The 22,614-nt window shown below is 35.8% G+C and carries 22 protein-coding genes and 3 pseudogenes; all 25 read left to right on the top strand.

Annotated features, from left to right (window positions below; genetic code table 11):
* Positions 1–228, top strand: a pseudogene (locus tag PEPTYR26121_RS07995) (recombinase family protein); the annotation flags it as partial.
* Positions 221–1,783, top strand: a complete 1,563-nt coding sequence (locus PEPTYR26121_RS07990; RefSeq protein WP_180500842.1) for a recombinase family protein — start codon at positions 221–223, stop codon at positions 1,781–1,783. The pseudogene PEPTYR26121_RS07995 and the gene PEPTYR26121_RS07990, both read left to right, overlap by 8 nt.
* A gap of 71 nt (positions 1,784–1,854) precedes the next feature.
* Positions 1,855–2,493 (top strand): TetR/AcrR family transcriptional regulator, encoded by a 639-nt coding sequence (locus tag PEPTYR26121_RS07985; RefSeq protein ID WP_004835143.1) that lies wholly within the window; start codon positions 1,855–1,857, stop codon positions 2,491–2,493.
* Between the two features lie 122 nt (positions 2,494–2,615).
* Positions 2,616–3,212, top strand: coding sequence for an MptD family putative ECF transporter S component (locus tag PEPTYR26121_RS07980; protein WP_019125108.1), 597 nt, complete (start codon positions 2,616–2,618; stop codon positions 3,210–3,212).
* Positions 3,145–3,915 carry an energy-coupling factor transporter transmembrane component T family protein gene (locus tag PEPTYR26121_RS07975; RefSeq protein WP_425484720.1) on the top strand — a complete coding sequence of 257 codons (771 nt, stop codon included), beginning with the start codon at positions 3,145–3,147 and terminating at the stop codon, positions 3,913–3,915. The genes PEPTYR26121_RS07980 and PEPTYR26121_RS07975 overlap by 68 nt, the downstream gene beginning before the upstream one ends.
* Positions 3,900–5,369, top strand: a complete 1,470-nt coding sequence (locus PEPTYR26121_RS07970; protein WP_044565602.1) for an ABC transporter ATP-binding protein — start codon at positions 3,900–3,902, stop codon at positions 5,367–5,369. Before PEPTYR26121_RS07975 ends, PEPTYR26121_RS07970 begins: the two co-directional genes overlap by 16 nt.
* A complete protein-coding gene (locus tag PEPTYR26121_RS07965; RefSeq protein ID WP_019125105.1) occupies positions 5,359–7,149 on the top strand; it encodes an ABC transporter ATP-binding protein in 1,791 nt (596 codons plus the stop codon). Before PEPTYR26121_RS07970 ends, PEPTYR26121_RS07965 begins: the two co-directional genes overlap by 11 nt.
* Complete coding sequence (locus PEPTYR26121_RS07960; protein ID WP_034439153.1) at positions 7,142–8,887, top strand: ABC transporter ATP-binding protein; 1,746 nt, start codon at positions 7,142–7,144, stop codon at positions 8,885–8,887. The genes PEPTYR26121_RS07965 and PEPTYR26121_RS07960 overlap by 8 nt, the downstream gene beginning before the upstream one ends.
* A gap of 26 nt (positions 8,888–8,913) precedes the next feature.
* Positions 8,914–10,266, top strand: coding sequence for an MATE family efflux transporter (locus PEPTYR26121_RS07955; protein WP_180500833.1), 1,353 nt, complete (start codon positions 8,914–8,916; stop codon positions 10,264–10,266).
* 311 nt (positions 10,267–10,577) lie between these two features.
* Positions 10,578–10,993 (top strand): annotated as a pseudogene (locus tag PEPTYR26121_RS07950) (sigma-70 family RNA polymerase sigma factor).
* A 436-nt stretch (positions 10,994–11,429) separates the two neighbouring features.
* On the top strand, positions 11,430–12,260 hold the full coding sequence (locus PEPTYR26121_RS07945) for a hypothetical protein (RefSeq protein ID WP_180500832.1): 831 nt from the start codon (positions 11,430–11,432) through the stop codon (positions 12,258–12,260).
* Positions 12,223–12,789, top strand: a complete 567-nt coding sequence (locus tag PEPTYR26121_RS07940) for a hypothetical protein (protein WP_180500831.1) — start codon at positions 12,223–12,225, stop codon at positions 12,787–12,789. Before PEPTYR26121_RS07945 ends, PEPTYR26121_RS07940 begins: the two co-directional genes overlap by 38 nt.
* Before the next feature lie 222 nt (positions 12,790–13,011).
* Positions 13,012–13,545 (top strand): HNH endonuclease, encoded by a 534-nt coding sequence (locus PEPTYR26121_RS07935; protein ID WP_180500830.1) that lies wholly within the window; start codon positions 13,012–13,014, stop codon positions 13,543–13,545.
* 546 nt (positions 13,546–14,091) lie between these two features.
* Positions 14,092–14,472 (top strand): hypothetical protein, encoded by a 381-nt coding sequence (locus PEPTYR26121_RS07930; RefSeq protein WP_218956345.1) that lies wholly within the window; start codon positions 14,092–14,094, stop codon positions 14,470–14,472.
* A gap of 614 nt (positions 14,473–15,086) precedes the next feature.
* Positions 15,087–15,557: a hypothetical protein gene (locus tag PEPTYR26121_RS07925; protein WP_180500829.1), complete on the top strand. Its 471-nt coding sequence runs from the start codon at positions 15,087–15,089 to the stop codon at positions 15,555–15,557.
* Positions 15,558–15,580: 23 nt separating this feature from the next.
* Complete coding sequence (locus PEPTYR26121_RS07920) at positions 15,581–16,102, top strand: DUF2975 domain-containing protein (protein WP_180500827.1); 522 nt, start codon at positions 15,581–15,583, stop codon at positions 16,100–16,102.
* A gap of 2 nt (positions 16,103–16,104) precedes the next feature.
* Complete coding sequence (locus PEPTYR26121_RS07915; RefSeq protein ID WP_180500841.1) at positions 16,105–16,326, top strand: helix-turn-helix domain-containing protein; 222 nt, start codon at positions 16,105–16,107, stop codon at positions 16,324–16,326.
* Positions 16,327–16,398: 72 nt separating this feature from the next.
* Positions 16,399–16,670: pseudogene (locus PEPTYR26121_RS07910) on the top strand (type II toxin-antitoxin system RelB/DinJ family antitoxin).
* Positions 16,671–16,822: 152 nt separating this feature from the next.
* The gene (locus PEPTYR26121_RS07905; RefSeq protein ID WP_180500826.1) at positions 16,823–17,335 is read left to right on the top strand and encodes a hypothetical protein; all 513 of its coding nucleotides are present in this window, start codon (positions 16,823–16,825) and stop codon (positions 17,333–17,335) included.
* 368 nt (positions 17,336–17,703) lie between these two features.
* On the top strand, positions 17,704–18,210 hold the full coding sequence (locus PEPTYR26121_RS07900; protein ID WP_218956344.1) for a GNAT family N-acetyltransferase: 507 nt from the start codon (positions 17,704–17,706) through the stop codon (positions 18,208–18,210).
* Positions 18,211–18,241: 31 nt separating this feature from the next.
* Positions 18,242–18,463, top strand: coding sequence for a DUF3784 domain-containing protein (locus PEPTYR26121_RS07895; protein ID WP_180500824.1), 222 nt, complete (start codon positions 18,242–18,244; stop codon positions 18,461–18,463).
* A gap of 262 nt (positions 18,464–18,725) precedes the next feature.
* Positions 18,726–19,397, top strand: a complete 672-nt coding sequence (locus PEPTYR26121_RS07890) for an MgtC/SapB family protein (RefSeq protein WP_180500822.1) — start codon at positions 18,726–18,728, stop codon at positions 19,395–19,397.
* A gap of 562 nt (positions 19,398–19,959) precedes the next feature.
* Positions 19,960–20,814: a Rossmann-like and DUF2520 domain-containing protein gene (locus PEPTYR26121_RS07885; RefSeq protein ID WP_246285923.1), complete on the top strand. Its 855-nt coding sequence runs from the start codon at positions 19,960–19,962 to the stop codon at positions 20,812–20,814.
* 1 nt (position 20,815) lies between these two features.
* Positions 20,816–21,643: a 3-methyl-2-oxobutanoate hydroxymethyltransferase gene (gene panB / locus PEPTYR26121_RS07880; protein ID WP_180500821.1), complete on the top strand. Its 828-nt coding sequence runs from the start codon at positions 20,816–20,818 to the stop codon at positions 21,641–21,643.
* Between the two features lie 9 nt (positions 21,644–21,652).
* On the top strand, positions 21,653–22,510 hold the full coding sequence (gene panC / locus PEPTYR26121_RS07875) for a pantoate--beta-alanine ligase (RefSeq protein WP_180500819.1): 858 nt from the start codon (positions 21,653–21,655) through the stop codon (positions 22,508–22,510).
* Positions 22,511–22,614 lie beyond the last annotated feature (104 nt).

Genomic DNA, 22,614 nt, shown 5'->3' with positions numbered 1-22,614 from the left:
TTAGGAAACGAAATCTATCCCAAGATAATAGATAGAGAGAGCTTTGAAAAGGCAGGTCAAATGTTAAAAGAAAGGGCAGTGGCCATGGGACGAGTTTGGAAAAAGGAAGAAGAGATTATTAAAGTTCCTTGCAAGTTTAGATATAAAGAAGAAGGAATTCTACCACTAGATCCCTTTGAACGAGCAAGCCACCAGTACAATTTAATCGAGGTGATAGATGATGAATAGCAAGGTTATAGTTATACCAGCTAAGAAGAAAAAAGGAAATTCCATCAGGGAATCAGAAAAGAAGAAACTAAGAGTAGCTGCCTATGCAAGGGTATCGGCGGACAGCGATGAACAGGCAACTTCTTATGACACTCAAATAGACCATTACACAAACTATATTAAGAAAAATCCAGATTGGGAATTTGCAGGAGTTTTTTCTGATGAAGGAATCAGTGGAACATATACCAAGAAAAGAGCTGGCTTTAATAAAATGATTGAAGAAGCCATGGAAGGAAATATCGACTATATAATCACAAAGTCCATATCGAGGTTTGCTAGAAATACCCTAGACTGTTTAAAGTATATTCGTAAACTAAAAGAAAACAATATCCCAGTCTATTTTGAAAAAGAAAACATCAACACCATGGATGCCAAGGGAGAAGTTCTCCTTACCATTATGGCATCTCTTGCTCAACAGGAAAGTCAGTCTTTATCACAAAATGTGAAGTTAGGATTTCAATACAGATTTCAACAAGGACAAGTCCAAGTAAATCATAATAGGTTCTTAGGCTACACAAAAGACGAAGAGGGAAAACTTGTCATTGTTCCTGAAGAAGCAAAAATAGTAAAAAGAATCTACAGAGAATACTTGGAAGGAGCAAGCCTACGAGACATAAAGGAAGGGCTAGAGAAAGATAAGATAGTAAATGGAGCAGGAAATAAGAAGTGGCATGTATCAAACCTCAATCAAATTTTAACCAATGAGAAATATATGGGTGATGCCCTCCTACAAAAGACCTACACAGTGGATTTTCTAAATAAGAAAAGGATAAAAAATGATGGAATAGCACCTCAATATTATGTAGAAAATAGCCACGAAGCCATAATACCTAAAGAAATCTTCATGCGAGTTGGGGAAGAAATGTACAGACGTGTTAATATGGTAAGTGGCAAAGGAAAGAGAAGAATTTATTCAAGCAAATACGCTCTTTCAAGTATTGTCTATTGCTCCAAATGCGGAGATATTTACAGGAGAATAGCATGGAATAACAGAGGAAAGAAATATACTGTTTGGAGATGCTGTACAAGAGTAACCCATGGGCCAGAAGCATGTGAAGCAAGAACCATAAAAGAAAAAGATCTACAAGAGGCAGTGGTAGAAGCCATAAATCAGCTTATATCGGAAAGCAGTAAATTAAAGGAAATAATAAAAGAGAATATAGAAAAAGCCATCACAGGGAATGTAAGTAGCAGAATTGAAGAAATAGATAAAGAAATGCTAAAAGTTCAAGAAGAAATTTTAAATGTTGCTAATGCCAAGAAAGACTACACAGACCTTGCAGACAAGGTGGAAGAGTTAAGAAATGAAAAGGAAAAGATACTCCTAAATATGGCAGAAGAGAAAAATGTACAAAACAGACTAAAGGAATTAGAAGAGTTTTTAGATAATCAGGAATTGGAAATAGAAAGCTACGATGAAGACTTGGTAAGGAAACTTGTAGATAAGGTAGTTGTATATGATGAGGAACTAAAGATAGTGCTCAAGTCAGGAGTTGAAGTCAATGTATGTGTATAAATATCTTGACTTTCAAATATAACATGTGCTACAATATAACTAAGTTATATTTGAAGAAAGGAGGGCAAATCGTGGCAAACGGAGATTATGAAGTAACTCATAATAGGATTCTTAATAGCGGTAAGAAAATTTTCAAAGAACAAGGATTTGAAAAGGCAAATTTAAGAGCTATTTGCAAAGAAGCAGGTGTTACTACTGGGGCGTTTTATGGTCATTTTGAGGATAAGGAAGCACTTTTTTCTGAGTTAGTTGAGCCGATTGTAAGCCAAATACGAAAATACTATGCTATGTATGAGGATGAGAGTTTTGAGACATATAAAAAGGAAGTTCCACTTGGGAAAGAAACCATTTATAAAATTTTAGACTCTAAAGCACATGGTGCTGTTAAGATGGTCTTGTATTTTTTTGAAAATAAAGATGCATTTGAGTTATTAGTGTTTGGTTCTTATGGAACAAAATACAGTAATTTTTTAGATGAACTCGTGGAAATAGAAGATAAAAATCACATCAAAATATTAAGCATGATTTATGGTGAAGATGGTGTCGGTAGTGTAATAACCGATATGGGAATTCACTTAATTAACCATGCATATTATTATGCTTTATCTGAAGTTGCTGTTCATTCTAAAAGCAGAGAAGAAGTAGAATTAAATGCCAAACTAATTTCAAAATTCTTTAATGAAGGATGGGGCAAAATACGAGGTTTGTAAAATGGAAAAATTTTTGCATCAAATATAACTTAGTTATATTAAAGATTTAATTTTATATAAATTGGCAACATGCTGTTTTATAAGCAGATAAAAAATATTATATGTATTCAAGGAGGAGAAAAATGAATTTAAAAAGTATTGTAAAAATAGCAGTATTTTCTGTTATTGGTTTTGTATTAACAATGGGATTGGGACTTTTGACAGGATCGTTTGGAATGATTCCGAGTTTGTATTTATCATCGGCACTTCCAACAATAATTGCCGCGCCAGTTTTTGTAATAATGTGTAAACAAGTCGCACAAAGAGGAACAGCATTCTTATATTTCTTATTACTCGGCGTGTTCTATGCTCTTATGGGAATGTGGCCTGTAATAGTAGTTTGTGCAATTGCAGGAATATTAGCAGAGCTTGTGATTGGTAAAAAGGAAAATTACTCAGACAAAACTATGAAAGTAGGTCTTGGTTTTGGTGCTGGTATGTTTATATATTCGCTTCATGCGATGTATTTCACATTCGTATTTGGTGTAGAAGGTCTTACAAAACAATTCCCTAAGATGTTTACAACAGACTATGCAACATTTCTTTATAATTTTTACACCCCTAAAAACATTGCAATTTGCGTAGTGATCGCAATCGTTGCATCAATTATTGGTGCTAATTTTGGAACATATATTTACAACAAATTCTTTAGCAACAGGAAGAAAAAAAGTGTTTTGTAAAGGTGAAAAAAATAATATAAACGAATACCAACTATCAGATAAAATCAACCCGCTTACTATAGTTGGGTTGATTTTACTATTTTCAGTTATTCTAACTGTTGGAGAGCAATCACAATATTTATTTTCCCTTATTTTTGTCTTAGGACTATTATTCTTATTTTCTATAAGAAAGGCATTTAGAACGATATGTTCATTGCTTATAGTATGGGGGCTTATTTATTTGCTGAAACCACACTTAGGAAATGTTTTGGTTGGTTCTATATATACAATGCTACTTATAGTGTTGAAATTTGCTCCACTTTTCATTTTGGGAAAAGTTCTGTCCTCATATAGTTCTTCGCATCTAATGGCTGCATTTAGAAAAATTGGAATTGATGGTGGAATAGGGATAGGAATTACAGTATTCTTTCGTTTTATTCCGGAAATCTCTATTAGGATGAAGGAAATAAACAATGGCATGAAAATTAGAGGATTTAAAGCAAGTATTTTCAAACCAATTAAAACATTTGAATTATATTTTGTTCCTCTTATGTATAAGTGCATAGATATAAGCGATACCTTAACTTGTTCAATCATATCAAAAGGTATTGAATATGATGGACAAAAAACAAGTTTTCATGAGGTGAGATTTACATTTATTGATATAGCAATGATGATCGGAGGAATGATTTTGTTGGGGGCGAGTTTATGGAAAATATTTTAGAGGCAGAAATCAAATCCTTTCATTATGGAGAAGATTTGATTTTGAAAGATTTAAAAATGTCTGTAAAGAAAGGCGAAATTATAGTCTTAACAGGTCTTTCAGGATGCGGAAAAACGACACTTTTAAGACTACTAAACGGGCTTATTCCGTCATTTTATGACGGTGATTTGGACGGCGAAATTAAGATTTTAGGGAAGGATATAACTACTTATAAAAAGGGAGAGTTAGCTAAATATATTGGCAATGTATTTCAAAATCCTAAGGATCAATTTTTTTGTGATGTAGTTGAAGATGAAATTGCTTTAGTAGGTGAAAATTTGGGATTAGACAGGGACACCCTAAAAGAAAAAGTTGAAAAAGCAATGGACTTGTTAGGAATAAATCATATTAGCAAAAAATCCATTTTTGAATTATCAGGGGGAGAAAGGCAAAAGGTGGCGATAGCAGGAACACTTATTTATGATACAGACATTATCTTTTTCGATGAACCTTCAAGTAGCCTTGATTACGATAGTATAAAACATTTCAGTGAAATACTTATCAGATTGAAGACGATGGGAAAGACAATAATTATAGCGGAACATAGGCTCTATTATTTAAAAGAGATTTTTAGCAGATTGATTTATATAAAAGACGGTACAATATGTGATGTTTTTCCGAATGGTAGTCTTAGTAATGATAAATGTAAGGAACTTGAGTTAAGGACACTTAATGAAAGAGAATTGATATCAGAAAAAGAACCTATTGTGGCTAAAAGCTGTATCAAAGTAAATAAAGCCTGCATTCATCAAGGCAAAAGAACTTTGATAGAAGAATTAACTTTTGAGCTTGGAGAAAGCGAAATAATGGGAGTGATTGGTTCTAATGGTATTGGGAAAAGTACTTTGGCAAAAGCATTATGTGGTTTATCTGAAAAATATTTGGATGTCAGCTATGGACAGAAACAAAGAGAAAGACTTAGAAATTCATATTGCGTGTTACAAGATGTAGATGCTCAGATTTTTTTAGACACAGTAGAAAATGAGTTGATATTTTGTAAAGATAAAAACTCGGAAAATGATTTAGAAAAGATACGAGAATATCTGAAAGATACAAACCTGTGGCATAAAAAAACCAATCATCCGCAGAAACTATCCGGTGGACAAAAACAACGACTGGCAATTATTACTTCATTTTTATCCGGTCGTAAGCTGATAATTTTGGATGAACCAACATCGGGACTTGATTATAAAAGTATGAAAATTATGTCCGATTTAATTACAGAAAAAGCAAAGGAGATTCCAATTATAATAATTACTCATGATTTAGAACTGTTATTTAAAACCTGTCATTCCGTCTTAATGCTCGGTGATAATGGTTATAAAAAAATATCTGTAAAGGGAAATGAAGCGTTAATCATGGATTTTATGGATAAAAAAGGAAATTTATTGAAGGAGGAGAATGATGTTAAATAAGGTTTTTGAGTATGCTGGTTCGCATAAGAAAACAATACATTTAGCGAGTTTTATTATGCTATTAAGTGTCATTATGGGAGTTGTGCCATTTCTATTTGCTTATCAGATTATAAATCCCTTGATTTTAGGACAAAATTTGGAATTCACAAGGTTAGTTATTTTGCTTGCCGGTATTTTGATATGTTTGGTTTTGCAAGCATTATTAGGTGGTTTGGGTCTTAATATGTCCCATAAGGCAGCATATAACACATTATTTGGACTTAGAACATCTCTACAAAAAAAGATGGAGAATCTTCCCTTAGGAGCTATTGAAGAAAAGGGAACAGGTGCTATTAAAAAGATGTTTGTAGATGATATTGGTAGTTTGGAAGTTCTTTTGGCACACTCATTGCCTGAAGGAATTGCCAATTTAATTGTGCCTGTAATGGTATATATTGCAATGTTTTTCGTTGATTGGAGACTGGCACTTATGTCTTTGGCATCCATTCCACTAAGCATTGTCGCTATGATGATTATGTATTCCGCAGGAATGAAAAAAATGGGACCATATTATATGGCGAGTGGAAAAATGAATAATACCATTATTGAATATGTGAATGGTATGGAAGTAGTAAAAGTGTTTAACAAGCAAACGGAATCATATAAAAGATTTTCTAAAGATGTTGGAGATTATAGAGATTATGCACTCGCTTGGTATAAGACTGCATGGCCATGGATGGCATTATACAGTGCCTTACTTCCATGCACGATTATATTAACATTGCCGCTTGGAGGTTACTTTGCTTACATGGGCTATGTTAGTCTTTCTGATTTGATATTGGTATTATGCCTATCTTTGAGTATTGGCTTACCACTCTTAAAGGCTTTGGGATTTTTACCAACGATGCCACAGCTTAATTATAAAATATCTGCATTGGAAGATGCTTTAAATATAGAACCATTAAAACAAGGTGAAAACAAGTTTAAAGGTATAGATCATACTATTTCCTATGACAATGTTACATTTGGTTATCAACTAAGCAAGATGGGAGAGAATGGACAACCTGAAACATACATTAAAAATGTGATTCATAATGTGAGCTTTACAGCAAAAGTTGGAGAAAAGACAGCCATTGTTGGAGAATCAGGCTCAGGTAAAAGCACCTTAGCGAAACTCTTAATTCATTACTATGATGTTTTAGAGGGAAGTATTAGCATTGGAGGACAAAATTTACAGGATATGAGTCTTAAGGCACTGAATAAAGAGATTTCTTATGTGTCTCAAGACCAATATTTATTTAATACTTCACTCTTAGAAAATATTCGTATCGGAAATTTGTCAGCTACCGATGAAGAAGTGATAGAAGCTGCAAAGAAAGCTCAGTGTATGGAATTTTTAGATAAGCTCCCAAATGGTATTTACTCTTTAGCTGGCGAGGCAGGAAAGATGTTATCAGGTGGAGAAAGGCAAAGAATATCATTAGCGAGAGCTATTTTGAAAAATGCTCCGATTGTTGTACTTGATGAGGCAACAGCCTACGCAGATCCGGAAAATGAAGAAAAAATGGAAGCAGCTATTCGTGAACTTGTAAAAGGAAAAACATTGATTGTAATTGCTCATAAACTTCCGGCAATTGTAGATGCAGACCAAATATTGGTAATGAATCATGGTCGTTTAGTTGCAAATGGAAAACATAATGACTTGTTAGAATCATCAGCAGACTACCGTAAATTATGGGATGCGACACTATTTAGTAAAGATTGGAAAATCAGCAGAAAGGAAGGTGAAATGAATGTTTAAACTAATATCAAGAATTTTAAACTTGTCAGGAAAGTATAAAAATAGAATTAAAGGGGCATTTGTTTTTGCCTTTATTGAATCTGTTTTAAGTAAAATGCCTATTTTTATTGCATTTACTGTATTGATAGGATTTTATGAAAAGACAATATCACCGAAAACATTCTTGTATGTAGGAATAGGACTTGGTTTGGTAGTGTTGGTACAGGCATTGGTTCATTTTTTAAGCGATAAATTGCAAAGTGCTGCTGGCTTTCTGATTTTTGCAGATAAAAGGATGGAGCTTGGAAATCACCTTAGAAAACTTCCTATGGGATATTTCACATCAGGAAATTTAGGAAAAATCAATTCTGTTTTAAGTTCAGATATGTCATTCATTGAGGAAGTATCCATGAGTACCATAGCTAATATGATGAGTTATGTGCTTTCAACCGTTGTGCTTACTATATTCATGTTTGTTTTAGATTATAGAATAGGTCTTGTGTCTGTGTGTGTAACTCTAATAGCAACATTACTTGCAAGCAGAATGAATAAAATGTCTTTATCTGAAGCTGTTATCAGGCAAGAGCAAGGAGAGAAGCTAACAGATGCAGTTTTGTCATTTGCAGAAGGAATTAGTGTAATCAAAAGCTATAACCTTTTAGGAGACAATTCAAAGGCTCTTACAGATAGCTTTGCTTCATCAAGAGACACTTCTATAAAGTTTGAAAAGAAGATGACACCTTGGACAAGCGGATTGAACATTATTTATGGTATCGGAATTACTTTTATTTTGGCACTTGCTTTGTATCTTCATTTACAAGGAATGTTGAAACTTCCTTATGTGTTAGGACTGATACTATTTGTATTTGACTTATTCAGTCCATTAAAAACTCTTTATGGAGAAGCAAGCAGGCTAACAGTTATGAATGCTGCTTTAGATCGTATTGAAGAAGTATTAAATGAAACAGAACTACAGGATACAGGTAAAAAACATCTCTTAAAGGCTAAGTTTGGTGAGCCGGAAATTAGTTTTAATCATGTGAAATTTTCTTATGGAGAAAAAGAGGTTTTGCATGATATGAATTTTGAAATGAAAAAGAATACAATGACAGCTTTAGTTGGACAGTCCGGAGGAGGAAAATCTACAGTAGCAAATCTTTTGGCAAGATTTTGGGATGTAGACTCCGGTGAAATTTTGATTAGAGGGGTGAATATAAAGGATGTTTCGCTATCTGAATTGATGTCGGAAATTAGTATGGTTTTCCAGAGAGTGTATTTGTTTCAAGATACGATTTTTAACAATATTGCCATGGGGAAAGAAAATGCGACGAAAGAAGAAGTTATAGAAGCTGCAAAAAAAGCAAGATGCTATGATTTTATTATGGCACTTCCTGATGGATTTGACACAATGATTGGAGAAGGCGGAGCAACTCTATCCGGTGGTGAAAAACAAAGAATTTCTATTGCTCGCTGCATATTAAAAGATGCTCCTATTGTAATTCTTGACGAGGCAACAGCAAGTGTTGATGTGGACAATGAAAGCTATATACAGGAAGCAATCAGTGAATTGGTAAAGAATAAAACATTATTAGTTATCGCCCATAGATTAAATACTATTAGAGATGCCGATAGTATTATTGTAATCAAGGAAGGGAATATTGCAGAACAAGGAACCCATAATGAGCTAATTGCTTTAAATGGGATTTATAAAAATATGGTAGAGCTCCAAGAAAAAAATAAAGGACTAAAAATTATATAAAAATTGGTCTAAGAGAGGAGAAGGCAATGAAACAAGATATGAAAGAACAATTATTAACAAAAAGACCGATAGATTTACTCTTTCAGTTATCTATTCCGGCAGTTATCGGAATGATTGTTATCGGTCTGTATCCGTTAATGGACGGAATATTTGCAGGGAAAATTATAGGACAGACAGCAATGACTGCCTGTGGTGTCGCAATGCCACTTACCTTTTTCAACAGCGGTGTTTCAACTTTACTTGGTGTAGGTTCTGCATCTGTACTTTCAAGAGCAATCGGTAAAGGGGATCAAAAAACTGTAGATAAAATTATGGGTAACCTAATCTATTGGGTGATTTTCTTCTCTGTAATTATTACAGTTGGAGGAATACTTCTTGCTCCGCATTTTTTAGATATGGTCGGTGCAACGGGTGAAATCAAAGCCTATGGTATTAGATACCTTAGAGTAATTTTTATAGGTTCTCTATTTGTAAACTTCACACAGTCCGCAAACATGGTTATGCGTGGCGAAGGACTGATGAAAAAAGCTATGACGATTATGGGATTTGGAGCATTACTGAATATCATTCTTGATCCGATTTTAATGACAGTTATGGGTGAATATGCGATTGAAGGCGCTGCCCTTGCAACCATCACAGCACAATTTGTTCAGGCAGTGGCAACACTACATTATTTCTTGAAAAAGAGTAAAGTTGTTAAAATCCATAAGATAAAGTCTGATGCGGAAATTAAAAAAGAAATGTTTTCTGTCGGTTCATCCGCTATGATGATGCAGCTTTTGTTTATGATTCAACAGACTATGCTCTATAAAATGGCATTTAAGTATGGCGGAGATACCAATGGAATTTTGATGGCGGCATCACTTCGTGTATATGCCTTTTCATTTATTCCTCTTTGGGGAATGAGTCAAGGCTTACAACCTGTTGTTGGAACAAACTTTGGAGCAAAGCAGTATGACAGAGTAAGACAGGCTATGAAGGTCTTTTCTATTGGCGGTTTAGTTCTTGCAGCAATCTTTTGGATTCCGTCTTTATTGCTTTCAAGTCAAATACTATCTTTATTCGGTGTAGAAGCAAACATCATTGCACAGGGTGTTGGAAACTTTAGATTGTTCTATTCCGTATTTATTTTGTATGGAGTAATGGTTATGACTGTTACTTTCTTCCAATCAATCGGAAACGGAAAGAAAGCTGGGATAATCGTAATGCTTAGACAACTGTTTTTGTTTGTTCCTGCCATGATTTTATTGCCAATGATATTTGGAGTAAAAGCTGTTTGGTTTACACAGCCACTTGTTGATTTCATTATGATTGTTGTTGGCGTTTTCATGATGATTGGGGAACTGAATAAAATGGGGAAAGAAAAAGTTCAAGCGTAAAATTTCTTATTAGGTGTTTAGAATTTGAAACATTAGAAGGACTTAATTTATGGAAAATAGTTAGCTATAAAATGGAGGGATAGAAATGGAAAAGTCTATATATTTATTTGAAAGAATAAACCACAATAAAAATAGTCCTTTTTCCTATAAGCTTTATAGCTGTTTGTCTTTCCATATGCTCGTCTAAACAATTAAATATAATTAAAGGAAGAACAAGTTTCTTTCGTTTTAGAGGACTTCTTATGCCAAGGTGCAGGAGTCCTCCTTTTTTTGTTTTAAAACGCAGACAAAAAGAAATGGAGGAAGCATATATGCCAAAAAAATATTACCTTTATATCAACGGACAAAAGGTCAAAGTCAGTGAAGATATTTATAAAGTCTACTGGCGAGAAAGAGAACACGAAAAGTATTTGGAGCAGGTGGAAAGAAAAAACCACTTGCTCTTTTTTCATCATTGGATCATGACGGACATTTTGTAGATAATATTGTTGATGAAAGTGTTGATGTAGAAAAGATTGTTGAAACACAGATGATGATTGAAGCAGTCAGAAATACAATTTCAAGACTCAATGCAGAAGAAAGGGGCATCATTGAGCGTTTGTACTTTCAGGATGAAATTCTTTCGAGTATTACAAGAATAAAGAAAGTGAGTTATCAAGCTATACAATGGCGTAAGAATAATATATTGAAAAAACTGAAGTTGTTATTAGAAGATTTTTTAAGATAATCGACTTGTAGATAAGGGCAGATTTTCCATTATAAAGTAAAGGTGATATAGGGCTATTTTTCTTTGCTTATTAATAGTATATTATGTAATGGGAGAAGGAATTTATATCATAGATATATTCCCACATACTAGGCTTTTGAAAAATATGAAGTTTTATCCATACTGACCACTCAAGCCATTGTGAAGCCCTAACCCTATTGGTGCGAGATTCGCATAGCGAATCGGAGTAGCAATAGAGGTAGGTCTCATGTAGAGAATCTCCAAGAGAAACGCCCGCGAGGGTGCGACCATTGACAAGATTCGACGGCTGAAGTGATTTCATTGTTGTCGAAGAAATAAGATTTATAAATTGAATAGAAAAATAATGGTATCGGATAGGTTATAAACCGGGCATTAGAGATGCATGAACCCAATATCAAGTGACTAGGAAGGGAATATGGAAAGAAGTTTTATAGATACAATATGGGTAGATACAAAAATATTTGAAGATAATACGGTCGGTAGTATAAAAAATATGGGTAGAATAAATGGATTAATAAGTGCGTATAAAATTTGGGAAGAGGCAAATGACACTATACTAAATTGTAAGGGAAATGAAGAAAAGCTAAATCAAGGATTTTTATCTTTAAAAAGAGCGTTTAATGTAACTTCTTTGGAGCTAAGAAAAAATTTAGGTATCGATAATATAAAATATGAATCTAAACAGAAAAAGAAAGATTTTCTAGGGGATTTAGAATATTTTGAAATTATAAAAACGTTGACATTGAATAAGTACCTGAATATTAGAAACCTAATAGAGCATGAAAATCATTCGCCGCCTTCAGTTGAAGACTGCCTATCTTTATCTGAATATATATGGAATTATATTAGAAGTACAGTTAATATTTTCAGTCAATTTATAGAGATTATTAGCTTTACAAGCTCTAGTAATAATAAAATTTTATTTGAATATACTATAGAACAAAAGAAAAAGATGTACATCCCTCATTTATTTGTAACAGCATTTGTAGGATCACGTTATGTTTCTTTCGTTCATAAAGAAAACTTGATGAAAGTAGAAAAAATAAAGTTATTAAACAAGTTCGATCTACAGAAAGAAATAGAATTTGAAAAGAAGGCTAATTGTATAGATAGTTTAGAGCATATCGCATTCAAGGGAGAAATTCTTGATCAAGATATCATAGCTAGATATATAAAAGTTTTGACTTTACCGGAGTATGGAGGATTGGATGACACATCAATTCAGTCGATTTTCTCAAAAGTATGAGAAATATGATTTCGAAATCATTTTAACGCCCGCTCACGAATTCGATGACGTCATAGAAGGAAGAATGGTTTTTTTCGATTATTTAGATCCGGACGATTTAGACGTTGAAAACTTTAAAGCTACTGTGAATTTTTATATTTTTAACATCTATAATCTGGAAGTTATTTTACCATTAGCTGATGGTATTTCCGGTGATTTGGAATATGTAGCAAATGCTTATAATATTTATTGTAACGAATTCGGAGGATTGGGATCCGTTACTATAATAGATGAATTTTATCTGACAGATGAGATAATAGGTTTTAATGAAAAAATACAAATGACTAAATACTTTTTAGCGAAAACAATAGAGAAGTTACAAATAATTGGTACGGGGACACTACTTTTTATGTCCAAGGCCTTGATTTTAGATCTTAATAAGTCAGAAAGAATTCTCTTAATAAATGAATTACTCGATATTATTTGTATACCAATATATCAAGATGAAAATGATGTGGTCTTAGCTAGAAATCTAGACTATTCAGTATAAGTTTGGCAAATGTTGATAACAAGTTATATAGAGTCTGAAATAAAATTTACAAGACGATGAGAGAGAAATTACCGGAAGAGATAACATTTATTACGTGAATCTAAATATTTTAAGAGACACAATTATTTAGAACGAATATATTTCTGAGGAATAAAGTTGGAATAAAGATCTGCTTTACCTAATGTAAATTTTAAAGTGGAATGTCAATAGAGGGAAGTAAATATGATAAAAGAAATCAAAACAACGAAAGAAGAAATATGTGATTATTGGTTTTCTAGAATTGATGAAACCAACTTAAGTGTTGATGCATCGGAAGCATTAGAAAGATGTTGGAGATGTGGATCAAAAAGAAGGCTAGAGAGATGTCATATAATTCCAAGATCCTTGGGTGGTGAAGATATTCCGTCGAATTATGTCTTACTTTGTAAAAGATGCCATTTAGAAAACCCTAATGTTTATGATCCTGAAATTATGTGGGATTGGCTTAAAGCATACAAGGAACCCTACTATGATACATTTTGGATAAACCGGGGATTGGAAGAGTATGAAAGACTTTATAAAAGTAGGTTTGAAGAAGACATTGCTATATTTCAACAATATTTAACCGAGAAAGAAGCAAAAGAATTTTTAGAAGAAGATATGGGTAGCTACGCCACGCACCATTTTGGACAAACATATTTAAACCCCGCAACAATAGCTGGATTAATGAGGATTTTAGTAAAAAAATTAAAAGCAGAATACGATGTTAATATTTAAACTCCAAAACCGAAACTTGGTTATCAATACGAAGCTTTTGAAAAAATTATATTTTATCCATACTGATGACTAAAGCCACTGTGAGACGATTGCATTGTTGGCAAGAAAATAGAGTAAAAGCTTAAAAAAGAAAAGAGGGCAGGCGAACTATAACTCATGGAAACCTGGCCATATAAAGATCAGAAAACGACGTCGGTGTTCACTATAGTCTCATTGAAAAATTAATAAAAGACTTAGGCTGGATATATATATTATTCGAGAAATTGCTTTCGATCGATGGAGGTAGTTCAGACGGTAAAAACTTGGAAGGTATGAGTTTTACAGTAGCTCCCTTCAGTCAAGGCTTTAAAGATATGTCGTCTTCTACCAAGGAACTCATGAACTACCCCTTGAAAAAAATTCTAAGGAGAGATGGACAGTGTCATTGATAAGATAATGGCTCTTGATAGGGTTATAAGGTGTGACAATGATACGAGTGAATTCGTTTATGGATAATAGGGGATTGATGGTACTCTAATCTTGGCCTAATATCAATAGGAGGCTTATATGAAAAGGCTAAATACTCCTTTTGGGGAGATATCTATAAAAATCAATGATATAGAAATAAGCTATGAATATAAAAAATGTGCGAATGATAGAAGTTGTCCAAATTTATTAGGCCGGTATTTAATAGAAATCACATCTAAACCAACAGGTAAAGAATATAGTATTACTTGCGAAATTGCGAAGAACCAATTTTTAAAATCAGAAATAGAAAGTGGAGAGATGCTAGAGTGTATAAGTTTTTATGGAGAAGAAAGGAAAAAGTTATCCATAGGAGCTTATGGGGAATGTTGGGGTTACGTAGAAGGCAGACCAATGGAAACAAGGAATGATTACGATATAGAATATAAACCAGATGGTCTGTCTTACCTGGTATTAAATTAAAAGGAACTAGAACAGATAAATATTATTTTGCAATCTCATGGATTGATGATGTAGGATATGAAGATCCTATATCTAGTGATGAGCACGATAGAGATGTAGAGACTTGGTTTGGATCAGACCCATTGTTGTTAATATGATTAAACAGCATTTAGAAAAGTAGATGTTATTTTCATACATACTTTTAGGAGATGGTAGTATAAACATTTTAGATTTAGTATTCACCCTAAAAGGTACAGGTAAATCAAGGGATAAAAAAAGACGGGCAGAAGATATCTTCACCGTCTTTTTTATTTGGAAGAATAATGGAGGGACTTAATAAGAAATTGGAAGAAGTTTAAAAAAAGTAAGATCGATAACGACGTCTTTGTTCCCGTTAAGAGTAGTGGAACTTGGTCTTTCTGTTTCTGATTTATCTCTACTAACAATTGGACTTGTAAATGATATGTTTGCGGAAAAGAATAACGACGACTATAAATATAAAGAAGTAGCTACGCAAGAAGACTTTGATAAATTTTAAGTCATTATGAATGATATTGACAAATGGAAATTATCGTTTTACAATAATAAATGAAGATAATTATTGTTTTACAATAATTCAATGGGGGAGGATCATAATGAGAAAAAGGTTTTTAATACTATCTATTCTTCTTGCTTTTTCTATAGTTTTAACTTCTTGTGTTCCAAATACTATGACAGAACAAACGAGAAGTAAAAAAGAAGAAAAGATTGAAATATTTGATTCTAACAATAAAAAAATTGTTGAAATAGAAGAACAAGAAGTCTTAGACTACTTTGGCAATTTAACAGGAATGAGTGCAGAAAATATTAATGATAAAAATTTCGACAATTATTTTAAAGAAATACCAGATGATGCAATAGAGTCTTACCACTTCATATTAACCAGCAAGAGAAAAGATAAGAAAGCTACAGAGATAGATTTTTATATTTATGAAAACTATCCATATATAACAATGGATGGAATGCCCATGATTCCATCTTCATTAACCTGGGAACTTTCTAAAAAAGATTTAAATGATCTGAAAGATAAAGTACAAGAATTGAAAGATGCGAATGATAAAAGATAATGCGAAAGTGCTAAGGAAAAGTTATGAAGAGTTTTATTTTCAAAATAGCGATTATATTATGTAAGATTTTAAAATATATTTCTTATTTGGGAGCAGGCTTTACCTTGCTTGGAAGTGTATTAACTCTGATTTTTAAAGATGATGTAATACAAGTAGTTGAATCTTATCAATTTAATCTACAAGAAGTTTCACTTCCTTTTATTATTTATTCATGCTTGAGTGCCCTTATGATATTCACTGTTGCTGGTTTCTCATTGGATAAATTTGAGAAGATTTTAGTGAATTTAGAGAAGAAAGATTATTTTTCAGACTTAAATTCAAAATATTCGAAAGATATATTAATAGCTATTCTAATTTTGACAATTTGCCAAATTATTTCTAAGCTAGTTTTCAATTATTTTAAAGTTGACAATATTAGCGGTGTTTTTAATTTAACTATTAAGGACTATTTAACGAATATAATTTTTATGGTTATAGCATTTTCATCAATGATTATATTTGATACAGGAAAATCCTTAAAAGAAGATTCGGAAAGTATAATTTGAAAATGAAGGATCAAATAATTATAAATCTAGATCAAGTCTTAAAAAAGAAAAATATGACATCGAAAGAGCTTGCAGGAAGGATAGGAATAACCGAAGCAAATTTATCAATATTAAAAACAGGAAAGGCCAAAGGTATTAGATTTAATACTTTAGCGAGCATCTGTAAGGAGCTTGATTGTCAACCAGGTGATTTACTTGAGTATGATAATGAAGAAGAACGATAATGAAGTTAATATGCATCATATAATGACAACGTGCTGATTATACACGAACATAATCATATAGGAGATGAGGAAATGGCCACAACAAATTTGAATATAAGAACAGATAAAGAAATAAAAGAAGCAGCGGAAAAATCTACTCCAGTTTAGGCTTAAATATGACGACAGTCATTAATATATTTTTAAGGGCGAGTATTAGAGAAAGTGGCATTCCTTTTGATTTAAAATTTAACGTTCCAAGTGATGAAACCATAAAAGCGATTGAAGAAGGAAGAAAGATAGCTAAAGACACGAATGTGACATCCTATGATAATATGGATGACCTGAGGAAAGCTCTTGAAGTATAAAATAAAGTTTACGACGAGATTTAAAAAGGATTAAAAGCAAGCTGAAAAAGCAAGGAAAAGACATTGAAAAGCTGTTTCATATTATTGAGAAAATAGTAATAGACGAAGTTCTTGATGAAAAATATAGAGATCATTAGTAAGGGGGAGACGTTATGAAAAGAGCATCTATATTTAGTTTATTAGCTTTGGTCCTGGCCCTGGTGGCCTGTGGTCCCAAAGAGACCAAAGACCCGGCTCAAGCACTGGCCCAAGACTTTGCCCATCTCTACCTGGATCAGCTGGACTTTAAGGAAGAGGACTGGAGGCAGCTGGAGAAAGATCTTAGCCAGGTAGGCCAGGTTCTTAGCCTGGATGGTGACTTAGAAACTAGCCAAGAAGCGGTCCAGGATCTACCCGCCCTCTATGACCCCTTTAAGGAAGTCATGACCCAGGAGGCGCTGGAGACGATGGTGGCCAATGGGGACTATCCCTACTTCCCCCTAAGAGAGAGGACCTTGGACAGGGTGGATCTGGTTTCTGTTACAAGGGTGGACCCGGATGATGATAGATACGATCTGGTCTTTGTAACCAAGAGAGGCGACCAAGAGACCCGACATGTCCTTAGGGCCACTATTGGCCAGAAAATTTCCTTTTTGGAAAGTCCCAGCCAGATCTTTGACATGTGAGGGTAAGTAAAAAGGCTGCTAGCATTGCACGAACGAAAACTAAGTGTTAAGAATATATCAATACCAACTGTGATTATCTGGGCGAATGGGATAGAGAAATAGAGGGTATTGAAAAAGCCGGAGAAACATTGATTATAGCTGTGCGTGTTTTCCCAAAAGACAAGAGCGCGTCATGCCATGCTGTAAGTCTTATCAGTATCAAAGGTGATTTGATCTCCGAGATGGATGAATATTGGGCGGATTATGCTGAAGTGTCTGAGTGGAGATTAAGTATAAAGATCGGAACATCAATTAAACAAATTAGGTTTGAATAATAGGTGAGAAATAATGCAATACGAAAAAACAATTAATCTTAAAGACGGAAGACGATGTCTTATACGAAATGCTACGCCGCGCGATGCGGAGGAAGTCCTTTCGAACTTAAAAAAGTTCATGAAGAAACGAATTTTCTTCTCACATATCCGAATGAAAAGGAGTTCAGCATTGAAGAAGAAAAGAGCTTTCTGCGTCAAAAGGAGGAAAGCGCTGACGAGATCGAACTTTGTGCTGTTGTTGCAGATGTGATTGTAGGCCTTGCAGGTGTAAGTGCAATTGGAGCAAGTGAGAAAATAAGCCACCGAGCAGAAGTAGGAGTCAGTATTGAGAAAGACTTTTGGCGACTCGGTATCGGCAGTGCGCTTACGGCAGCGAGCATAAAATGTGCAAAAAAAGCAGGATTTCGCCAGCTGGAGTTAGAGGTCGTTGCAGATAATAGAAATGAGATTGCTTTATATGAAAAGATGGCCTTTGTTGAGTACGGAAGAAACCCGAGAGGATTTGTTTCTCGAAAATCAGATTACCAAGAATTGATTTTGATGAGACTAGAACTTCGTTAACATATTTGAATTCAGGTTAGATGTGTACTTAATGACTTTATTAAGGATTATGCTAATAACGATCGGAATTGCATTTACTCTTTTTGGATATAAGATTTATTTTCAAAAGAGATATAATTTAATCAATGGTTTTGAAGATGCTTATAAAGTAGGAAGAAAAATAGAATTATATGCTAAGAAAGCTGTATTAGTAGAATTTGTATTGGGAATTGTAACAGCTTTAATTGGCATTTGCGAAATTATAATAAAGTAAATAAATCCCAGTTTGTCGAGACAATACTTTTTAACTTTAAGCTGATGCTATCGTTAAAAGGTTTATAGACATGTTTCCACATACAGACAGGTTCACATGACATACTTAGTGTTCACTCGTTTCACTGCGAGGCGATCGCTCTTCTTCAAAAGTAAGAGTTGCCTGAATTAAAATTAGAAACTAATCTAAAGAAAACCGAATGTTGTATCCTATACTTTGATTCTTTTGGAAGAATGATCGAGCATTATATGAGGAGGAAAAAGTGGATATCTTTTTAGTGGCGGCCAGAATATTTATTGCAGCCTTTTTAGGATCCCTTATCGGCATTGAAAGGGAGAAGAAAAACAGAGCGGCCGGTTTCAGAACGCATATTATCGTGAGTGTCGGTGCGTGTTTAATTATGCTTATAGCAATCGATGGAGCAAGTGAACTGGCAGACGCCGACAATTGGGAGCCGACAAGGCTTGTAGGGCAAGTTGTAAGCGGAATCGGTTTTTTAGGTGCAGGCACTATACTCCAAAAAAAGAATGGGGTTTCGGGGCTTACCACAGCTGCAACTTTATGGCTGTCTGCAGGAATTGGTCTTGCCGTAGGAATCGGATATTACAAAGGAGCGGTCCTTGCAACGGTAACTTGTCTTATAACTCTGATCTCCTTAAAGGAAGTTAGCGATCTGATAAATAAGAAGATGACAAAATCTTATATAATGGTATTCGATACGCCTAATTTCGAGAAGGATGAGTTTCTGGAAATTACCTCAGATGAGGGAATAGAAATAAGAGAACTGGATATCCTCGATGAAGAGGCAGAGAATAAATCAATGATTGAATCGACCTTATCATTTCATGAGAACTATAATATCGAAAGTTTTTTTGAGAAATTAAAAGCTGACTATCATTTGGAATCGGTAAAATTAAACGACAAAGAAGATTAGAAGAAAAATAATATTTAAAAAGAACAATTAACCCGGCGAGCCTTTGAAATTGGTGCGCGTCGGGTTTTTGATTGCAGAAAAACTCTGTTACAAATGATCGAAGCTAAGTTTCATTAAATGAGCTATAGAAAAAGGAACAGTAAACGGTTTGAATAATGAAAAGCAGTAATAGTCGGCAATCCTCTTATATAGGAGCAGTGGAAATTATCCGCCGGTTCAAGTCCCGAGGTGTTTCAAAAAGAAGATTTTTTTAAATGTGATGGTTTTCTTTCTTAATATTCCGGTTCTTTTGGTAGAAGTTAAACTGCTTAAGTATGCCGTTTTCTGTCGAAAAGGGAGGCTATCGTTGGAAATCTTTAAATAGAGAAGTTAATTTTATTAAAGGATATAATTTTTCCATGCAATGTTAGAGTGCTTAAAACTACGCTTATAGGAAAATGAACTTGTCAATTTAAATATTTGCTATTACAATGGCAATGGTAGTATTCGAAGGAAACTATACACTTTTTACATTTAAATACGATGCGATGAATGCGTATTGCACTCGAAAGAGGTGATAACCATGAAATCAGTTGGAATTATCGGCGCCGGGAAAGTCGGCGTCAGTTTCGGCATTGGCTTGTTCTCGGAAGGCCCTCTCCGCATCGGGGGTTTTTACAGTAAAACGGAGACAAGCGCCGCCTACGGCGCAGAGCGTACCGGGTCGAAGGTTTACAAGACACCGGAAGAGCTCGTGGAAGATAACGACGTCGTTCTTATCGCCGCGCCCGACGATGCCATTGAAAAAATTTGGCGGCAACTTTTACAATTAAATATTCACGATAAAATCGTCTGCCATACGGCGGGCAGTTTATCGTCTTCACTATTCTTCGATCGTACTACCAAGGACGTTTACGCAGCCTCCCTTCACCCTATGCTGGCCATCTCCAGTAGGGAAGAGGGCTACAAGTCACTTGATGGTGCGTTTTTTACTTTAGAGGGGGATCCCGAGGCAGTGGAGATTTTGAGCGATGTTTTGGAGTACCATAAGCTTCGCTACAAGATTATCTCCGGAGATAAAGCGCGCTACCATCTGGCTACTTCTCTTATCAGCAATTCCGTTATCGCCCTTGGGAAAGTGGCGGTGGATTTAATGACGGAAATCGGCTTTGAAGAAAAGGAGGCGCGGGAGGCCTTGGCGCCCCTGGCAGAAAAAAATCTGGCGTCTTTTCTAGAAAAAGGCGCGGAAAAAGCTTTGACGGGCCCCGTGGAACGAGGGGACGCTTCTACAATCGAACGCCATCTGGATTCGTTAAAAGACGATGAAAAGAGGCGGGAGCTTTATGTAGCGGCGGCGAAGATTCTCGTAGACATTGCAAGAGATAAACATCCGGATCGCCCATACGACGATATGATCCGCTTACTGGAAGGAGAATAGAATGAAGAAAGTAACTGTTAATACATTCCGCGAACGAAAAGAAGCGGCCGAAAAGCTTACCATGATTACCTGCTACGATTACTCCACGGCGAAACTCGTGGATCAGTCGGGGATCGACTCTATTTTAGTCGGCGACAGTTTGGGCATGACCATGCTTGGTTACGAGGACACCCTCTCCGTAACCCTCGAGGATATGATCCATCACTCCGCCGCCGTGGCGCGGGGAGCGAAGCATCCGCTGATCGTCTGCGATATGCCCTTTATGACTTACTCCACAGGCGTTCGGGACGCGGTGATTAATGCGGGCCGTTTAATTCAAGAGGGCCATGCCCACGCCGTAAAACTCGAGGGAGGCGTGGAAGTTAAGGATGAAATCGCGGCCATCGTAGCGGCGAAAATTCCCGTTTGCGCCCATATCGGCCTGACGCCTCAATCGGTCAATACCTTTGGCGGTTTTAAGGTACAGGGAAAAGACGAAGCTACCGTTAATAAACTTCTCGCCGATGCCAAGGCCGTAGAGGAAGCGGGAGCCTTTGCCGTGGTCATAGAATGTGTCCCCGCACCTCTTGCAAAGAAGGTGACGGAAATGCTTTCCATCCCCACCATCGGCATCGGCGCCGGCGTCGATTGCGACGGTCAGGTCCTCGTTTACCAAGATATGCTCGGCATGTTCGACGATTTCGTGCCGAAATTTGTAAAACAATTCGCCCACGTCGGCGAGGCCATGGTGAAGGGCTTTAAGGATTACGACGAAGCCGTAAAGAATAAATCCTTCCCCACGAAAGAACACGAATTTTCTATGGACGAATCCTTGCTCGACGAGAAATAGAGGCGAAGAATGAAAATTATTACGACCATTGCAGAGATGCGCGAAGTCGCTTTAAAAGCGAAACACAATGGAAGTGTGGGCTATATTCCCACTATGGGGGCGCTCCACGAAGGCCACGGCTCCCTCATTAAAAAGGCTCGGGAAGAGAACGACACGGTGATCGTTTCGGTCTTCGTGAATCCTCTTCAGTTCGGGCCTGGGGAAGATTACGAGGCCTATCCGAGAAACATTGAAGCCGACGGCGCTTTTTGCGAGTCCCTCGGCGTGGATTATATTTTCCACCCGGAGGTGGAGGAAATGTATCCGGATGATTTCGGCTTCCGGGTCGTGCCGCCGGAGCATATGACCCATATTCTCTGCGGCATTACCCGCCCCATTCACTTTGCGGGCGTGGCCACGGTTCTCGCCAAGTTCTTTACCATTCTCCGCCCGACGAGAGCTTATTTCGGTCAAAAGGACGTGCAACAAGTGGCTATCGTTAAGGCTATGGTAGAGGACTTAAATTTAAACCTCGAAATCGTGCCCTGCCCCATCGTTCGGGAAGCGGACGGCTTGGCGAAAAGCTCGAGAAACACCTATCTTTCGGAAGATGAGCGTAAGGCGGCCACCGTCCTTTCTCGCGGTCTTCGCCATGCACTGGAAAGTGTAAAATCGGGAAATACCGATGCCGGAAAAGTGAAGAGGGAGGTCATCGAGCTCATCGAAGAAGAACCTCTCGCGAAAATCGACTATGTGGAAATCCTTCGCTTCAGTAATTTCGAGCGGGTGAAGACCATCGAAGAAGACTGCTTCATGGCCATGGCCGTATACATCGGCAAGACTCGCTTAATTGACAACAGCTTTTTCGACGATCTGAATACGCTATAAAAAAAGAGAGGCCTTTTAAGGTCTCTCTTTTGCTTTCGGATCGAAATAACGGGCCCGTCTTCTGTATTTGTAAAGATTCTGTTTTTCCTCTCCTATTTGATGGG

It is taken from the genome of Aedoeadaptatus nemausensis (genome assembly GCF_903819165.1).
GTDB classification, from domain to species: domain Bacteria; phylum Bacillota; class Clostridia; order Tissierellales; family Peptoniphilaceae; genus Aedoeadaptatus; species Aedoeadaptatus nemausensis.
Note: the sequence above shows the minus strand (reverse complement) of the source record. Positions and strands in the feature narration are given on the sequence as shown.

What these genes read in the sequence shown, in the direction of transcription:
- PEPTYR26121_RS07945 (WP_180500832.1), top strand. Translation starts at nt 11,430, where the DNA reads ATGGAAAGAAGTTTTATAGATACAATATGGGTAGATACAAAAATATTT.
- PEPTYR26121_RS07960 (WP_034439153.1), top strand. Translation starts at nt 7,142, where the DNA reads ATGTTTAAACTAATATCAAGAATTTTAAACTTGTCAGGAAAGTATAAA.
- panB (WP_180500821.1), top strand. Translation starts at nt 20,816, where the DNA reads ATGAAGAAAGTAACTGTTAATACATTCCGCGAACGAAAAGAAGCGGCC.
- PEPTYR26121_RS07895 (WP_180500824.1), top strand. Translation starts at nt 18,242, where the DNA reads ATGACTTTATTAAGGATTATGCTAATAACGATCGGAATTGCATTTACT.
- PEPTYR26121_RS07955 (WP_180500833.1), top strand. Translation starts at nt 8,914, where the DNA reads ATGAAACAAGATATGAAAGAACAATTATTAACAAAAAGACCGATAGAT.
- PEPTYR26121_RS07990 (WP_180500842.1), top strand. Translation starts at nt 221, where the DNA reads ATGAATAGCAAGGTTATAGTTATACCAGCTAAGAAGAAAAAAGGAAAT.
- PEPTYR26121_RS07900 (WP_218956344.1), top strand. Translation starts at nt 17,704, where the DNA reads ATGTCTTATACGAAATGCTACGCCGCGCGATGCGGAGGAAGTCCTTTC.
- PEPTYR26121_RS07920 (WP_180500827.1), top strand. Translation starts at nt 15,581, where the DNA reads ATGAAGAGTTTTATTTTCAAAATAGCGATTATATTATGTAAGATTTTA.
- PEPTYR26121_RS07885 (WP_246285923.1), top strand. Translation starts at nt 19,960, where the DNA reads ATGAAATCAGTTGGAATTATCGGCGCCGGGAAAGTCGGCGTCAGTTTC.
- PEPTYR26121_RS07915 (WP_180500841.1), top strand. Translation starts at nt 16,105, where the DNA reads ATGAAGGATCAAATAATTATAAATCTAGATCAAGTCTTAAAAAAGAAA.
- PEPTYR26121_RS07980 (WP_019125108.1), top strand. Translation starts at nt 2,616, where the DNA reads ATGAATTTAAAAAGTATTGTAAAAATAGCAGTATTTTCTGTTATTGGT.
- PEPTYR26121_RS07965 (WP_019125105.1), top strand. Translation starts at nt 5,359, where the DNA reads ATGTTAAATAAGGTTTTTGAGTATGCTGGTTCGCATAAGAAAACAATA.
- PEPTYR26121_RS07970 (WP_044565602.1), top strand. Translation starts at nt 3,900, where the DNA reads ATGGAAAATATTTTAGAGGCAGAAATCAAATCCTTTCATTATGGAGAA.
- PEPTYR26121_RS07940 (WP_180500831.1), top strand. Translation starts at nt 12,223, where the DNA reads ATGACACATCAATTCAGTCGATTTTCTCAAAAGTATGAGAAATATGAT.
- PEPTYR26121_RS07935 (WP_180500830.1), top strand. Translation starts at nt 13,012, where the DNA reads ATGATAAAAGAAATCAAAACAACGAAAGAAGAAATATGTGATTATTGG.
- PEPTYR26121_RS07905 (WP_180500826.1), top strand. Translation starts at nt 16,823, where the DNA reads ATGAAAAGAGCATCTATATTTAGTTTATTAGCTTTGGTCCTGGCCCTG.
- PEPTYR26121_RS07930 (WP_218956345.1), top strand. Translation starts at nt 14,092, where the DNA reads ATGAAAAGGCTAAATACTCCTTTTGGGGAGATATCTATAAAAATCAAT.
- PEPTYR26121_RS07925 (WP_180500829.1), top strand. Translation starts at nt 15,087, where the DNA reads ATGAGAAAAAGGTTTTTAATACTATCTATTCTTCTTGCTTTTTCTATA.
- panC (WP_180500819.1), top strand. Translation starts at nt 21,653, where the DNA reads ATGAAAATTATTACGACCATTGCAGAGATGCGCGAAGTCGCTTTAAAA.